This window comes from Nonomuraea sp. NPDC049695, assembly GCF_040674955.1.
In the GTDB taxonomy this organism is placed as follows: Bacteria; Actinomycetota; Actinomycetes; order Streptosporangiales; family Streptosporangiaceae; genus Nonomuraea; species Nonomuraea helvata.
In genome coordinates this window covers 95040-109862 of the sequence record NZ_JBFANV010000007.1, presented here as the reverse complement: position 1 = coordinate 109862, position 14823 = coordinate 95040, and the positions used below count along the sequence as shown (strand labels likewise).

Below are 14823 nucleotides of genomic sequence, written 5' to 3'. Positions count from 1 at the left end.
TGATTAGCGAAACTCCGCTGGAGGGACAGTTGTCGTGGATGCTGCCAAGCAGCCGGTGAGCCCGGCCCTGGCCGGACCGTACGGGCACCCGTACCACCCGATCCTGGTCACCGTGCCCATCGGCGCCTGGGTGTCCAGCCTGGTGTTCGACATCGCCGCCCAACTGGTGCGCGATCCGGCGTCCCTGGTTCAGGGGGCGCGCTGGTTGATCGCCATCGGGGTGATCGGCGCGGTGGCCGCGGCGTGCGTGGGCGCGCTCGACCTGTTCGCCATCCCCACCGGCACCCGCGCCTTCCGGACCGCGGTGCTCCACATGAGCCTGAACCTGCTGGTGACTCTCGCCTACGCCGCCAACTTCCTGTGGCGCTCCGACGACCGGCTGGAGGCGGGGATGCTCGCGCTCAACGCCGCCAGCCTGGTCGTCCTCGGGGTCGCCGGATATCTGGGCGGCAAGCTCGCCTTCCGCTACGGCGTCCGCGTCGTCGACGAGGACACCCAGGCCGAAGGTTTCTCTCAACCGAAGTAAGAGGTGTTCCATGGAAATCGCCGCACTCGTCACCTGGGTCATCACCGCGCTGGGGGGCTTCTACATGCTCGCCGGCTGGCTGTCCAGAGGCGGCGCCAAGCAGGGGAGCGGCAGCCGCCTGCCGGTCCCGGTCATCTTCGGCCACTTCGCACTGGCCGCCATCGGCCTGGTGGTGTGGATCGCCTACCTGATCACCGACAGCCGCGCCCTGGCCTGGACCGCGCTGATCCTCCTGGTGCCGGTGGCCGCGCTCGGCTTCGCGATGCTGGCCCGCTGGATCCCGACCCGGCGCGTACGTGCCACGGTCCCCACAGGGCAGCAGTCGGCCCCGGCCGAGAGCAACTTCCCGGTGCCGGTGGTCGTGGCCCATGGCGTGCTCGCCGTCGTGACCGTGGTCCTGGTGCTGCTCACGGCCATCGTAGGCTGACCTGGTGGAGATCTGGATCAACCCCGCCTGCTCCAAGTGCCAGTCGGCGCTGTCGCTGCTGGACGGCGAGCAGGCCGACTACACGGTGCGCCACTACCTGGAAGATCCGCCGAGCGTCCTCGAGCTGGAGGAAGTGCTGCGGCGGCTGGGGCTGGAGCCATGGGACATCACCAGGCTGGGCGAACCGGTCGCGGCCGAGCTGGGACTGGCCGAGTGGCCACGCACCCACGCCGACCGCGGCCGATGGATCCAGGCGCTGGCCGCGCACCCGATCCTCATCCAGCGTCCCATCATCACGGTCGACGACGAGAGCGCCGTCGTCGCCCGCTCTCGCGAGGCGGTCCTTCGCGTCACCCGATAGCTGCTCGCGGTCCTGACCAGGCCCGGTGGCTCCCGCTGATCACGGGCTCGCCAGCCGCCGGGCCAGCGCCACCCGGGACCGCACGTCGTACTTGCTGAAGATGCGTGCGACGTGCGTCTCCACCGTCTTCTGGCTGACCTGGAGCCGCTCGGCCACCTCCCGGTTGGTCAGCCCCTGGCTGACGAGCTCGGCCACCTGGCGCTCCCGCGCCGTCAGCGTCGTCTCCCGCGCCGCCTGCCGGGGACCCTGGGCGGCGAGCCGGCGCTCCACCCGGGCCAGCTGCCCGGCGAGCCAGTCGGCCCCCGACTCCTTGTACGCGGCCTTGGCCCGGCCGATCTCGTCGCGGCACGACGCCACGTCCCCCATGCGGCTGTGGACGGTGGCGAGAAACTGATGGGCCAGGCCGCGTTCGACGACCGCGCCGCTCTCGGCGAACCGTTCGGCGGCGATCTGGGCGGCGGCCACGGCTCCGGCCAGGTCCTCCCGGCCGCTCAGCGCGCGGGCGCGGGCGTCGTACGCGATGCCGAGCTGGTACGGAAGGTCCCCGGCGGCCTCGATCGCGGCGGCCGACCGGGCGAGCGCGGCGCCGACGTCGCCGTCCACCCCGGCCCTGATCGACTGCACGGCCAGCCGTTCGACGTCGGTGTCGCGGGTGAGGACGGACGGCAGCGGATAACCGGGTTCGGCGCGGCCCGCCAGGCGGACCCGGTCCACGGCCACGTACGCCATCGCCTGCCACCACGCCGACCCGGGACGGTCGGCGGCGAGCCGGTCGGCGAGCGCCATGGCGGGCTGGACGCCGTCCCGCCACAGAACCGGCAGCAGCATGACGCACCTGGCCATGGCCAGCGTCTCGCTGCTCCGGATGTACTCCGAGGCCGCGGCGGCGTGCTCCGCGATCTCGATGGCCTCCGTCAGTCGCCCGGCCCTGGCTTTCAGCTGGGCCTGGCTGATCAGCAGGTACGGCATCGCGTAGCTGCGGCCGGACATCGTCGCCAGCTCGATGCCCCTGGCCACATGGCGTTCGGCGGCCGCGGACCGCTGGAGGCTGATCTCGCTCCAGGACAGCGGCGCGACCAGCTCGACGTGCGGCACCAGGGTGGTGTCCGACGCGCTGTCCATCAGCCACCCGGCCCGCTTGCTGTGCGCCCGCGCCGCCGTGATGTCGCCGTCCTGCAGGCAGGCCAGGGCCTGGATGGCGTACGCCGCCGCGCCGAGCTCCGGATCGGCCGCCGGCGACACGAGCCCGAGGGCTTCGCGCGCATGCAGCCGCGCCGCCTCCGGGTCAGCCCGCAGCATCGCCACGGCGGCCAGCTCCAGGAGGAGCTGCGCGCGTACCCGGCGGTCCTGCCCCGCGCGGCGGAGCTGCGCGCTCACCAGGGCCCGCGCCTCATCCAGGCGGCCGAGCATGCGCGAGACCACGGAGGAGAACGCCACCGCCACCGAGGCCACCTCGTGCGGCAGGTGGATGACCTCGTGGAGGATGCGCCGGCTCTCCGCCAGCGAGCCCATCACGCCGGTGCCCCGCGCCAGCCCGGTGAGCAACTGGCCCCGATAGAGCATGAGGTCGTCGCGTTCCGGCAGCGCGCGCAGGGCCTCGCGGAGCAGCCGCACCGCGGTCGCCGGCGCCGAGTTCAGGTACGCGATGCCGGCGTCGCCCAGCGTCCTGGCCGCCCGCTCGTCCCCGGGCTCCGCGCACCGCTCGGTGTGGTGGGCCAGCAGCGCCAGCGATCCGTCGGTGCGCCGCAGGTAGTCGGCCACCCGGGCGTGGGCCGCGACCCGCCAGCCGGCCCCGGACGTGTCGTACGCGGCGGCGCGTACCAGGGGATGGCGGAACGCGAACCGCGCGCCCGCCAGCGTGCCGAGACCCTGACGGCACAGCTCGTCCACGGCGCTCGCGGCGGCCGGGGCGTCGAGCTCGGCGACGTGGGCGATGACGACGAGCGAGGCCAGCTCACCGGCGACCGCCGCCGCGTGGGCCGCCCGCCGGGCGACCGGGGAGAGCCGGTCCAGCTCCCGCCGCAGCACCGCCAGCAGCGTCTGCTCCAGGGCGAGCGTCGCCCCGGGACGGCCGTCGGCCAGCTCCGCCAGCGTCGTGTCGCCGGCGTCCAGCAGCGCCCGCAGGAACAGCGGGTTGCCGCCGCTCATCCGGTACATCAGCCGCCGCCGGCCCGGGTCCACGCCGGGCGGCATCAGCGCCGCCGCCGCGTCCTCGTCGAGCGGGCCCAGGCTCAGCCTGATCACCCGCGGATCCTGCCGGGCCACGGCGTCGTACAACGCCGGCGGGATCATGCTCGAGCGGCAGGCGATGGCCAGCAGGAACCCGGCGGGCGGCGGGCGGCGCAGCAGGAACTCGGTCAGCTCCAGCGACGGCGCGTCCGCCCAGTGCAGGTCGTCCAGCGCCAGCACGGCGCCGTGGCCGTCGGCCACGTGGGCCAGGAGCGCTCGGATGCCGCGATAGGTGTGATAGCGATCCAGCTGGTCGGCCTCGCCCGCGGATAACAGGGTGCGCAGCGCCGCCTCCGCCAGAGTGCCGGGGGCGGCGTCGGAGAGCCGGGTGAAGGCGTCCACGTACATGCCGAAGGGGACGAGCCGCTCGAACTCGGTCGCGCCGCCGGCGAGCACGGTGCGCCCGGACGCCTGTGCGTGTTCGACCAGATACTCCAGCAGCCGGGTCTTGCCCACGCCAGGTTCGCCGTCGATGAGGACGAGGCGGTTGCCGTCGGCGATCGCCGCCTCGATCCTGGACACTTCACCAGCCCGCCCCACGAGCTCGGGCCACACCCTCGCCTCGGCCATCGCGTCCTCCGGTCACATCTGAGAGCCGGCCAGGACCAGTCCGATGATCGTACGGATCCCCGCCGATGTCCACGGAGCCCGCTAGCCACCTGGAGTGATGCGTCCTCGCCCAGCCCAGTCGCACGAACCCGGTACGCATCCCGCGCCGCGCCTCCGGGTCCCGGTACGCCATCCGGACGTGCCCGAGCACGACGGCGGCGATCGCCAGGGCGGTCAGGTCGTGCACGAAGATGGCGCTGGTACGGGAGATCCACGGCAGCACCCCGGTGAACCACATCAGCAACCCGGTGAACGTCATGACCGGCACGGCCCCGGCGATCCAGCCGGCGTAGATCTTCTGCCCGGCGTTGAACTTGCCGGCCGGGCGCGGGCCCGGCGCGCGCCTGCGTACCGCGCGCAGCCACTGCCGGTCGTACGGCGCCAGCCGGTTGAGCCTGCGCAGGTCGGCGCGGAACGCCCGCGAGGCGAGACCGAGGAGGACCGGCGCGGGCAGCAGGAGCCCCGACCATTCGTGGACGACGACCACGAGGTGGCGGCGGCCGACCAGCTGGGCCAGCGGCGGGAAGTACAGGCAGGCCGCCGCCCCCACGCACAGCAGCATGAGCCCGGCCGTGGCCCGGTGGACCAGGCGCTCGGCCCGGCTGAAGCGGGGCAGCAGGCGCTCAGGCCGCCTGGTCGAGCCAGCCGTCGACGTCATAGCCGTACTCCTCCCAATAACCCGGGACGACCTGGTCGGTGACGGTGATGCCGGACAGCCACTTGGCGGACTTGTAGAAGTACATCGGCGCGACGTAGAGCCGTACGGGGCCGCCGTGGTCGTGGGTGATCGGCGCGTCCAGCATGTCCAGGGCCACCAGCACGTCGGGGCGGCGGGCCTGCTCGATCGTCAGGCTCTCGCTGTAGACGCCGTCGAAGCAGGTGAAGCGGATCGCCTTGCCCTCGGGGCGCACCCCTGCCAGGTCGAGCAGGTGCGAGAGCAGCACCCCGGCGAAGGGCGTGTCGGGGACCCGCCAGCCGTCGGTGCATCGCACGTCACCCACCACCCTGGTCTGCGGCAACGCGCGCAACGCATCGAGCGTGTACGTCCCAGGGCGGTCCACGAGACCGTCGACCGTCAGCTCGTAGGTCGTCCTGTCCTTGTGCGGCACCGAGGCCGCGACGCTGAAATAACGGAAGCCGCCCGGGTTGGGCAGGAGCCCGCTCAGCCCGGTGGGGTCGTTCTGCGAGGCGGAGCCGAGGACCTTCTCCCACGTGCCCTGCACATAGGGCGCGGCGACCAGGCCGGCGGCGCCCGCGGCCAGCATCGAGAGCATCATCCGCCGGCCGATGGGCGGGCCGCTGTCGGTTCCTTTTCGTGAATCGGTCACACCGCGATTCGAGCAGCCGCGACTCCCAGGAGCGCGCGATGACGGGTGGCCGTAAGACTTCCGTCAGCTTTGAATACGTAACCGGTTCAACAGGTGACGGCCAGTGTTGCATCGGTCCTAAGTCACCTGCCAAACTGGTGACGTGAAGCACGTGTTTCTGTGCGGCAACCCCGCCCTCGACCTCGCCTGCACGCTCCGTGCGCGCCGCACGGACCGCTTCGAGACGCTCGACGTCCCCGACCGGCTCGACGCCTGGTACGTGGAGTCCGGCCTCGTCGATGCCGTCTCCCCCAGTCAGGAGGCGGATCTGGTCCAGGCGGTGGCGGTGCGGGAGGCCGTCTACGCGCTGGTCACCGCCCGGCTCGCCGGTGACGGATACGACAGTGACGCGCTCGCCCTGGTCAACGAGACCGCGCGCAAGCCCCCGGCGGCGCCCCAGCTCACGGCCGAGGGGCGGTGGGTCGAGGCGACCCCGGCGCAGGCGCTGTCCACCGTGGCCCGGCACGCTGTCGAGCTGCTCAGCGGGCCGGAGGTGCCGCTGATGAAGGAGTGCGCCAACCCTGAGTGCACCAAGATCTTCATCGACCGGTCGCGTGGCGGGCGCCGGGAGTGGTGCGGCATGGAGTCGTGCGGCAACAAGATCAAGGCGGCGGCGTACCGGGCGCGCAAGAAGGAGGCCCAGACGGTCGGCGCGCGCTGATGGCGGGCCGGCTTCAAAGGCGCTTCGTCATCGGTGACGGGTACGCGTCGTACTGGGGGCCGTCGGGGGAGAACGTCCAGCACCGTCATGCCGCTTTCCAGGTGACCGTCGCCGTGGAGGGCGAAGTGGTCGTGACCGACGAGTCGGGAGCGTGTCATCGCGGCGTGGCGCTGATCGTCCCGCCCATGGTGCGCCATCACATGTCGGCCGCGCCGTACCTGCGTACGTGGTTCGTCGAACCGCAGTGCTCGTTCGCGGCCGGGCTGCGTGCACGCTGCGGCGCCGGGATCACCGCGGCCGCCGATCTGTACGGGCTGCGCGACGAGGACGTCCGGTTCGCCGGCGCGCCCGGGTCGTCAGGCACGCCGGACCCGCGGCTGATGGCGGCCATGGAGGCGCTGGCCCGCCGGGACATCCAGGTCACCGAGGCGGCGGCGGAGGCCGGGCTGTCCCCGCAGCGCCTGCGTGCTCTGGCCAGGCGGCAGCTCGGTATGCCGCTCGCGCGGTGGCGCATCTGGCAGCGCCTGGCGCGTGCGGCCCGAGCGCTGATCGAGGGGCAGTCGATCGCCGAGGCGGCCGTCACGGGCGGCTTCGCCGATCAGGCGCATTTCAACCGGCAGCTGCGCGAGATGATAGGGCTCACGCCGGCGACCGTACTGCCGATGCTGCGCTCGTCAGCCTCGCGAAGCGACGTAGACGGAGATTGAGCCGGTCGCCGTGGGCACGACCTCCGCCTCGCGTACGTCGCCGAACCCGGCCTCGGCCATCAGCCTGGGCAGCACGCCGTCCGCGTTGGGCTGAGTGTCGCGCACCCCGTCGGCCAGTTGCACGATACGGAACGCCAGGCGCATCAGCGTGCTCCGCTGCAGGCCGTAATCGGCGATGACGAGCTTGCCGCCCGGCCGCAGTACGGCGTGCATCGAGGCGAGGATCGACCGCTTCATCGGGAGCGGGCACTGGTGGAGAACGAGGCTCGACACCGCCGTGTCGGCCGAGCCCGGCTCCAGGAGCTCGGTCAGCGCGTCGCCCATGCCGAGCCGCCACTGCGGGGCCGTCGCGTCGCCTCCGCCGGCCTTGCGCCGCGCCAGTGCCAGGGCCTCCGGGTCGGGGTCGACGCCGATGATCCGTGCCCGCGGTTCGAGGCGGTGGAGCAGCAGCGCCAGCGAGCCGGTGCCGCAGCCGACGTCCACGACCGTGTCGTCGGGGCGGGGCGCCACGTGCATGGCCACCAGGCTGCGCCACAGCCGCTCGCGCGTCAGGGCGGCGACCACCGGGTCGTACAGGCGGGTGAGCCCCAGGCGGCCGAGGGCCGGGGTGAAGGTCCGTTGAGACATGTACGCAGTCTCGATCGCGCGGTGCCCCGTGGTCTTGAACAGAACGCTCGGACTTCGAGGGACCTTATGGTCCTCCTGTGGAGGATCTGTTCGGCGGGGCCGCGTCATATTACGCCCGATACCGCCCGGGCTACGGCCTGGCGGTGATCGAGCACCTGGCGGAGACGTTCGGGGCGGACAGCCGGGTGCTGGACCTCGGTTGTGGCCCGGGAACGATCGCCGTCCCGCTGGCCAGGCGGGTGAAGGCGGTGCTCGCCGTGGACCCGGCGCGGGAGATGCTCGCCGAGGGCAGGCGCCTGGCCGGCGACATCCCCACCATCGTCTGGCTGCCCGGCGATTCGACCATGCTGCGGGTTCTGCCGCCGTTCGATCACGTGGTGATGGGCCGGTCGTTCCACTGGATGGACCGCAGGTCCGTCCTGGCGCAGCTCGACGAGCTGCTGCCGCCCGGCGGCGCGGTCGCACTGGTCGGCCCGGTACGGCACCAGGGGGAGCCGTGGCAACCGGACGCGCAGCCGTGGCAGCCGGTCGAGCGACGGGTGTGCGAGGAGTTCGGCCTCGACATCCACACGGCCGCCACCTCCTTCCACGCCACGGGGGAGCACCACCACGACGTGCTGGCCGCCTCGCCGTTCAGCGAGCTGGAGTCCCGGGTTTTCACGCGTCGGCTGACCTGGGACGTGGACGGGCTGATCGGGCTCCAGCTCTCCTACTCCTACAGCTCGCCCGCCAGGCTCGGCGACCGGCTGGCCGCCTTCGTGAAGACGCTGCGGCAGGCCCTGCTCGCCGACAACCCGGCAGGCCGGTGGGAGCAGGAGCTGGCGACCGAGGTGATCACAGGCCGCCGGCCCTGCCCAGAGCGTCGCGCAGCGCGGCACGCGAGGTGACGCCCAGTTTCGGGAAGACCCGGTAGAGATGGGAGCTGACGGTACGCGGTGACAGGCGCATGCGTTCGCCGATTTCCTTGTTCGTCAGCCCGCTCGCGGCCAGTTCGGCGATGCGGCCTTCCTGCCAGGTCAGCGCGGTCAGGTACGACAGCGACGCCCGGGCGGGCGCCCTCGAGGCGCGCAGCTCGGCCTGGGCGCGTTCGGCCCAGCCGGTGGCGCCGAGGCGGGCGAAGGACTCGGCGGCGCGGGCCAGGACGGGCCGTGCGGCCTTGGGCCCCTGGGTGTGCCTGAGCCGGACGCCGTGGGCCAGGCGGATGCGCGCCAGCTCGAACGGGAAGCCGGCCGCGGCAGGGTGGGCCTCGGCCAGGGCGTACATGTCCTCGGCCGCCTTCTCGTCGGCGGCGGTCATCGCCAGGGCGCCGTACGTGATGAGGGCCAGCCGGGGGGAGACCCCGGGCAGGCCGGCGTCGGAGGCGGCCTCGGCGTGCCGTCGGGCCTGCTCCAGGCGTCCGGTGTGCATGGCGGCCTCGACCAGGTCGAGCAGCGTGCGTGCGGCCTGATGGGCGCAGGGCTCGAACGATCCCGGCGGCGTGATGCCGATGGCGTACAGGTAGGCGGCTTCGTAGTCACCCTCGCTCAGGGCCGCCGCCGTGCCGATGGCGTCGGCGATCTGGGTCAGGAAGCCCATGCCGCGCGGGCGGGCCCAGGCGTCCAGGACGGCCTGCAGCTCACGGGCCCGTTCCACCTGGCCGCGCATGGCCGCCAGGAGCCCCAGGTAGGCGCGGGCGTGGTGGGCGAACAGCGCGTTCCCGTGTGACGTGGTCAGCTCCAGTGCGCGCCGTCCCGTCCGTTCGGCGTCGTCCCACTCGCCGGCGGCCAGCTGGTCGAGCATGATCAGGAGCAGCATGGTCATGCCGGTGGCCACGGCGCCGGTCTCCACCTCGCGGTCGACGGCGCGCCGCAGGTAGGGGCGGTACCAGCTCAGCGTGTCGACGTGGTAGGCGGCGACGGCCAGGCGCGAGACGTCCCACGGTTCCAGCTCCGGGACGCCGGCGAAGGCGCGCTCGACGCGCTCGTGCACGCCCGCGCCGTGACGGACGACGTCGCTCCACGCGTCGCGGTAGATCGCCGAGCGGGTGTCGACCCGGTGCCCCAGAGAGTCCATGAGCTGCCCGGTGCGGTCCCACAGCGCGGCGTCGCCGGCGTACTGGCTGATGGCCAACAGCACGTTCACCAGCCGGTTGAGCACTTCGGCGGGCTCGTGCGCGCCGTCTGCCCGCAGGCTCTCGATCGCCGCCGCGACGTGGCGATGCGCGGAGCGTACGTCGCCGTCCTCGTACAGGGCCACGTAGGCGGAGGTGACGACCGCGGCGGGGGACTCGCTCGCGCCCGGCGGCAGGTCCGAGCGGAGGAGTTTCTGCGCGTGGTCCAGGAGCGCGGCGTGCCCGGCGATGAAGGCGGCGTCGCCGAGCCGCCTGGAGCGGTCGGCGGCGGTCTCGCTCAGCTCCGCCGCGCGGGTCAGCCAGGCCACGGCCGCGACCGCGCCGCCGCGCCGGGTCGCCGAGTCGGCCGCCGCCTCCAGCACGGCTGCCACCTCCTCGTCGGGGTCCACGATCGAGGCCGCCAGGTGGCGGGCGCGCCGCTCGACGTCGTGGCGGTGCACCCGCGCGAGCTCCGCGTGTGCCGCGCGGCGCTGGTTGGGGGTGGCCAGCTGAACGACGGTGGCGCGGATCAACGGGTGCCGGAAGACGAGGTCGCCGGCGGCGGAGTCGGCGTCCAGGAGGCCCGCCGCGACCGCTTCGTCGGCCTCGCGCATGCGGTAGCGGGCGCCGGGGGCGCGGTTGCCGCCCAATCCCGCCCCGACGCCGTCGAGGGCGCCGCGCAGCAGTTCCTCGCGTACGGGACCGGGCAGGCGTTCGACGCGGATGCCGTAGACGTGCTGCAGACGGCGAGACAGCGGGACGTTGCCGAACCCGAGGAGTTCCTCGGCCGTGCGGCCGGTGTGGCCGCCGTTCAGGTAGGCGGGCAGTTCCAGCAGCGCCAGCGGGTTGCCCATGGCGTGCTCCAGGACGATGTGCCGGGTCTGCGTGTCGAGCCGCGGATGGCGCATGTCCAGCAGCTGCCCGGCGGCTTCCTCCGACAGGGCCGCCACGGGGAGCTCGGGCAGCGCGGCCGTGTCGAACCGCGAGGCGACGTCGGACCGCACGGCGATGAGCATCTTCACGGCGCTGCCGGTGAGCCGGCGCCCCACGAACCCGCACACCTCGGCGCTGGAGGTGTCCATCCACTGACCGTCGTCGAGCAACAGCAGCAGCGGTTTCTCCGCCGCCGCAGAGGACAGCAGGTCGAGTACGGCGATGCCCAGCGACATGACCGACGGCGCCTTGCCCGCGCGCAGCCCGAAGACGACGTCGAAGACGGCGCGGTGGCCTTCGTCGAGCCCGGCCGCATGGGGCAGCAGCGAGTACAGCACCTGGTGCAGGCCGGCGAAGGGCAGCTCCGCCTCCGCCTCGACCCCCGCGGCGCGGATCACCCGGTGGTTCTCCGGGGCCGCGAGGCCGGCTACGTGGTCGAGCAGGGCACTCTTGCCGACCCCGGTCTCGCCCCTGAGGACGAGGGCCTGCCCCTCGGTGGCCGACACGAACGCGGACAGCTCCCCACGGACGCCGTCCCGGCCCACCATCGTCGAGACAGTGGTCATGGGTCTCCTTCGCGTACAGTGCGGCCGGGCAGGCCCGGCCTCAGGCAGGCCGCTCCGATGCGACCCTAGGCACCGCCTGCATGCGAACGGTTGACGACGCGTATACATGGACATGCCGTGGCAGTGCTGCTCAGACGGGAAGCAATCGAGGGGAGCGTCGCACCATGCCGCTGTTCGGGCGGGAAGCCGAGCTGAGGGTCCTGGCCGAGCTCATCGACGGACCGGGGGACCGCAGCGGCGTTCTCATCCACGGTGAGGCCGGCATCGGGAAGTCCGCGCTCGTGGCGGAGGCCGTCTCCGCGGCGTCGGCCGCGGGCCTGCGCGTGCTGACGACCACCGGCGTGGAGGCCGAGCGGAACCTCGCCTACGCCGGGCTGCACCAGCTGCTGTACCCGGTCCGGGCAGGCGTGGACGCGCTGCCGGCCCCGCAGCGTGACGCCCTGCGCAGCGCGTTGGGCCTCGCCGACGCCACCGGACCCAGCGCCTACCTCGTCGGCCTGGCCACGCTGACCCTGCTGGCCGAGGCCGCCGCCGACCGGCCGCTGCTGGTCGTCGCCGAAGACGCGCACTGGCTCGACCGCGCCAGCGCCGACGTCCTCGCCTTCGCGGCGCGCCGGATCGAGTCCGAGCCCATCGGCATGATCGCGACGCTCCGTGAGGGCGGGCGCTCGCCCCTGCAGGACGCCGGACTGTCCCCGATGCCCGTCGACCGGCTCTCCGACGAGGTCGCCGCCGAGCTCCTGGACTCGACAGTCCCCGGCCTCGCTCCAGAGGTGCGGACACGGCTGCTGGAGGAGGCCGCAGGGAACCCGCTGGCGCTGACCGAACTGTCGGCGGCCATGGGAGAGCCTGGCGGCCCAGGTCCTGTGCTGCCGCTGACCGAGCGTCTTGAGCGCGCGTTCACCGCCCGGGCCGTCGCCCTGCCGGCGCGGGCCCGCACCGCCCTGCTGGTCGCGGCGCTCAACCAGAGCGACGCGGTCTCGGAAACGCTCGCGGCCACGGGCCTGATCCTGGGTTCGGCGGCCGAGCTGGAGATCCTCGCACCGGCCGTCGAGGCCCGCTTGATCGAGCTTGCCATCGGCACGGTGAGGTTCCGCCATCCCCTGATGCGGTCGGCCATCCCGGCGGCTTCGACGCTCGCCGAGCGCCGGCAGGCCCACCTGGCTCTCGCCGAGACGCTGCGCGAACATCCGGACCGGCGGGCGTGGCACCAGGCCGCCGCGACGTCAGGAGCCGACGAGGCAGTGGCGGCCGAGCTGGACCGCGCGGCCGACCGGGCCCGGCACCGGGGCGGGGTCGCCGCCGCGATCGCGGCGCTGGAGCAGGCGGCCCGGCTGAGCGAAGGGCAGGACAGGAAGGCGCTCAGGCTGCTGCGAGCGGCCGAGCTCGCGGTCGAGTCCGGCAGCCGCGACACGGCCGAGCGTCTGGTGCGCGACGCGCAGGCCCTCGACCTCTTGCCGCGCCGGCGTGCCACCGCCGCCTGGTTGCTCAGCGGCTTCGAGGACGGGGTGCGCGAGGATGTCTCCCGCGTGCCGGAGCTGGCCGAGCTGGCCGCGTCGGTGGCCGCCGACGGGCAGGTGGAGCCGGCCGTCCGGATCCTGTTGGGCGCCGCCATGCGCTGCTTCTGGTCCGAACCGGGCCCCGCCGCCCGCCGCTCGCTGCTGGACGTGGCCGACCGGCTGCCCGTTCCCGCCGGCGATCCGCGCATGGTCGCGATCGCCGCGTACGTCGCGCCGTTCGAGCGGGGGCGCACCGTGATCGACGAGCTGCGCAGACTGGCCGGAGCCGCCGGCGCGAACCCGGAGGTCGATCGCTACCTGGGCAGCGCGGCGCTGCAGGTCGGGGCATTCGACCTGGCCGCCCGCTTCGCCGCGGCGGCCGCGCCCGGCCTGCGTGCCCAGGGCCGGCTCGGGCTGCTGCCCCGCGCGCTCGCCGTTCAGGCGTGGAGCTGGGCCCGGATCGGCGACCTGGCCACGGCCGTGCCGATCGCGGCGGAGGCCGCCACGTTCGCCAGAGAGAGCGGCCAGCCGTTCATGTACGGGCTGGCCACGGCCGCCCAGGCGGAGATCGCCGCGCTGAGAGGCGACCACGGGCAGGCCCGAACGCTCGCCGACGAGGCCGAACGGGTGGCGCTCCCCGCCGGCGCCCGGCCCGTCCTGGCCACCGTCCAGCTCACGCGCGGGCTCGCGGCCCTGAGCGAGGGGCGCTTCGACGACGCGTTCGCCGCCCTGAGCCGGATACTCGATCCCGCGGACCCCGCCTACCAGCTGGCCCTGCGCGCATACTGCCTCGCGGAGCTCACCGAGGCCGCCGTGCGAGCCGGGCGGACCGCCGCCATGCGGGACATCGTGCGCGACCTGGAGCCGGCGGCCGCATCGACGCCGTCACCGGCGCTGCACATCGGGTTGCGCTACGCGCGCGCCGTGCTCGCCCCGAACGGGGAGGCGGAGGAGCTGTTCACGGTCGCGCTGCGGGCCGACCTGACCGGGTGGCCCGCCGAACGCGGACGCCTCCATCTGGCGTTCGGCGAATGGCTGCGGCGGCAGCGCCGGGCCGTCGAATCGCGGACGCACCTGCGTACGGCCAGGGAGACCTTCGACGCGCTCGGCATGGCCGCGTGGGGCGAGCGCGCACGGCAGGAGCTGCGCGGCGCGGGCGAGTCGAGCCCGAACCGGGGCGCGGACGCGCGGGAGAAGCTCACGCCCCACGAGCTGAACATCGCGCAGCTGGCCGCCGAGGGGCTGACGAACCGCGAGATCGGGCAGCGGCTCTACCTTTCCCACCGCACTGTCGGCACCCACCTGCACCGGATCTTCCCCAAGCTGGGGGTGAGCTCCCGAGCCGATCTCGCGCGGGTGCTCAGGGCACTGACGTAGCGGCGTGGTCACCCGTTCAGTGCGGCTGTCGGCGGCGTCTTCGACGCGCGGATCGCCGGATAGAGGCCGGCGACGGCGCCGATCAGCATGGTCACGCCGATGCCGCCGGCGAACTTCGGCACGTGCCCCCGTTCGCTCCTCCCGGCGGGATCGCCTGCGGGCCGCGTCAGCGCCACGGCCACGGCCGCGCCCAGGGCGACGGCCGCGATCATCGGCGCCCACTTGCGCATCATTGGCTGAGGCACTTCGTCAAACCGTCCTCAGAGACGCCTTCGGGCACCTCGATCTGGGGGGCCTGCCCCTCACCGGGGTCCTTGACGCGATACCCGTGGTCGCGGAGGCACTGGAGCTGCTTGAGCTTGCGCTCTTCCGCTTCCGCGCCGGACTTGGCGGGCTGGTCGTCGGAGGCCGTCGGCGGCTTGCCGATCTGCTTGACGCAGGCGTCCTCCGCCACCTTGTACGCGTCCTGCCGGTCACCGAAGTCGATCTTGCCTGGTTCCTTCGGAAGCTCGAAGCCCTTGTCGCTCAGGCACGACCGGAACTTGATCTCCCACTCGGTGTACTTCTGGTCGGCCGTGTCGGCGGAGGCCGGCGGGTTCTTCGCAGCGCCGCTCGGCTCGGCCGCGTTGCCGCAACCGGCCAGCAGGCCCGCGAGGCAGGCGAAGGCCGCGAGCGCGACGCGCGTACGAGGAACGTGGTGTGTGCTGGGCATGGCTCTTCCTTCGCGGCTGTGGCCGCCCGGTGATCGGGCGGGGTCGGCGTTGCCAGGAAAGCTCTCGCTCCGAGAGCAGTGGCGGACGTCAGCCACACTGCGCGGTCCATGCCTTCACCCGGTCGCGGTCGAG

The 14823-nt window shown here is 73.4% G+C and carries 14 protein-coding genes; 7 read left to right on the top strand and 7 right to left on the bottom strand.

All coding sequences use genetic code 11. The features are described from left to right. The first annotated feature begins 34 nt into the window (after window positions 1–34). Genes AB0J64_RS09030 through AB0J64_RS09020 form a run of 3 tightly spaced genes read left to right on the top strand, consistent with a single transcriptional unit; the run spans window position 35 to window position 1314 of the window. Complete coding sequence (locus AB0J64_RS09030; RefSeq protein WP_364022993.1) at window positions 35–526, top strand: DUF2231 domain-containing protein; 492 nt, start codon at window positions 35–37, stop codon at window positions 524–526. Window positions 527–536: 10 nt separating this feature from the next. Then, entirely contained in the window at window positions 537–953 is a 417-nt protein-coding gene (locus AB0J64_RS09025; RefSeq protein WP_364022991.1) for a hypothetical protein, read from the top strand. 4 nt (window positions 954–957) lie between these two features. After that, entirely contained in the window at window positions 958–1314 is a 357-nt protein-coding gene (locus tag AB0J64_RS09020) for an ArsC/Spx/MgsR family protein (RefSeq protein WP_364022988.1), read from the top strand. A 39-nt stretch (window positions 1315–1353) separates the two neighbouring features. On the opposite strand, the gene AB0J64_RS09015 is transcribed toward AB0J64_RS09020, so the two are convergent. From AB0J64_RS09015 to AB0J64_RS09005, 3 genes are read right to left on the bottom strand one after another with little or no spacing between them, the layout of a single operon-like run. Continuing rightward, window positions 1354–4113: an AAA family ATPase gene (locus tag AB0J64_RS09015; protein ID WP_364022985.1), complete on the bottom strand. Its 2760-nt coding sequence runs from the start codon at window positions 4111–4113 to the stop codon at window positions 1354–1356. Further along, on the bottom strand, window positions 4067–4810 hold the full coding sequence (locus AB0J64_RS09010) for a cytochrome b/b6 domain-containing protein (RefSeq protein WP_364022982.1): 744 nt from the start codon (window positions 4808–4810) through the stop codon (window positions 4067–4069). Before AB0J64_RS09010 ends, AB0J64_RS09015 begins: the two co-directional genes overlap by 47 nt. Next, window positions 4776–5480 (bottom strand): molybdopterin-dependent oxidoreductase, encoded by a 705-nt coding sequence (locus tag AB0J64_RS09005; protein WP_364022979.1) that lies wholly within the window; start codon window positions 5478–5480, stop codon window positions 4776–4778. Before AB0J64_RS09005 ends, AB0J64_RS09010 begins: the two co-directional genes overlap by 35 nt. Before the next feature lie 142 nt (window positions 5481–5622). Between AB0J64_RS09005 and AB0J64_RS09000 the strand changes: the two genes are divergently transcribed. Together AB0J64_RS09000 and AB0J64_RS08995 are read left to right on the top strand one after the other, a co-directional pair. Continuing rightward, window positions 5623–6180, top strand: a complete 558-nt coding sequence (locus AB0J64_RS09000) for a CGNR zinc finger domain-containing protein (protein ID WP_364022976.1) — start codon at window positions 5623–5625, stop codon at window positions 6178–6180. After that, window positions 6180–6887: a helix-turn-helix domain-containing protein gene (locus AB0J64_RS08995; protein WP_364022973.1), complete on the top strand. Its 708-nt coding sequence runs from the start codon at window positions 6180–6182 to the stop codon at window positions 6885–6887. The genes AB0J64_RS09000 and AB0J64_RS08995 overlap by 1 nt, the downstream gene beginning before the upstream one ends. Here AB0J64_RS08995 and AB0J64_RS08990 read toward each other — a convergent pair. Beyond that, window positions 6855–7514, bottom strand: a complete 660-nt coding sequence (locus AB0J64_RS08990; protein ID WP_364022970.1) for a class I SAM-dependent methyltransferase — start codon at window positions 7512–7514, stop codon at window positions 6855–6857. The genes AB0J64_RS08995 and AB0J64_RS08990 overlap by 33 nt on opposite strands. Window positions 7515–7591: 77 nt before the next feature. Here AB0J64_RS08990 and AB0J64_RS08985 point away from each other — a divergent pair, with 77 nt between their 5' ends. Beyond that, complete coding sequence (locus AB0J64_RS08985; protein ID WP_364022967.1) at window positions 7592–8401, top strand: class I SAM-dependent methyltransferase; 810 nt, start codon at window positions 7592–7594, stop codon at window positions 8399–8401. On the opposite strand, the gene AB0J64_RS08980 is transcribed toward AB0J64_RS08985, so the two are convergent. Further along, window positions 8349–11102, bottom strand: coding sequence for an AAA family ATPase (locus AB0J64_RS08980; protein ID WP_364022964.1), 2754 nt, complete (start codon window positions 11100–11102; stop codon window positions 8349–8351). The two genes, AB0J64_RS08985 and AB0J64_RS08980, sit on opposite strands and share 53 nt — an antisense overlap. 164 nt (window positions 11103–11266) lie before the next feature. Here AB0J64_RS08980 and AB0J64_RS08975 point away from each other — a divergent pair, with 164 nt between their 5' ends. Continuing rightward, entirely contained in the window at window positions 11267–13978 is a 2712-nt protein-coding gene (locus tag AB0J64_RS08975; RefSeq protein WP_364022962.1) for an AAA family ATPase, read from the top strand. Window positions 13979–13986: 8 nt separating this feature from the next. On the opposite strand, the gene AB0J64_RS08970 is transcribed toward AB0J64_RS08975, so the two are convergent. Then, window positions 13987–14211, bottom strand: a complete 225-nt coding sequence (locus AB0J64_RS08970) for a hypothetical protein (RefSeq protein WP_364022959.1) — start codon at window positions 14209–14211, stop codon at window positions 13987–13989. After that, the gene (locus tag AB0J64_RS08965; protein ID WP_364022956.1) at window positions 14208–14690 is read right to left on the bottom strand and encodes a hypothetical protein; all 483 of its coding nucleotides are present in this window, start codon (window positions 14688–14690) and stop codon (window positions 14208–14210) included. Before AB0J64_RS08965 ends, AB0J64_RS08970 begins: the two co-directional genes overlap by 4 nt. Window positions 14691–14823 lie beyond the last annotated feature (133 nt).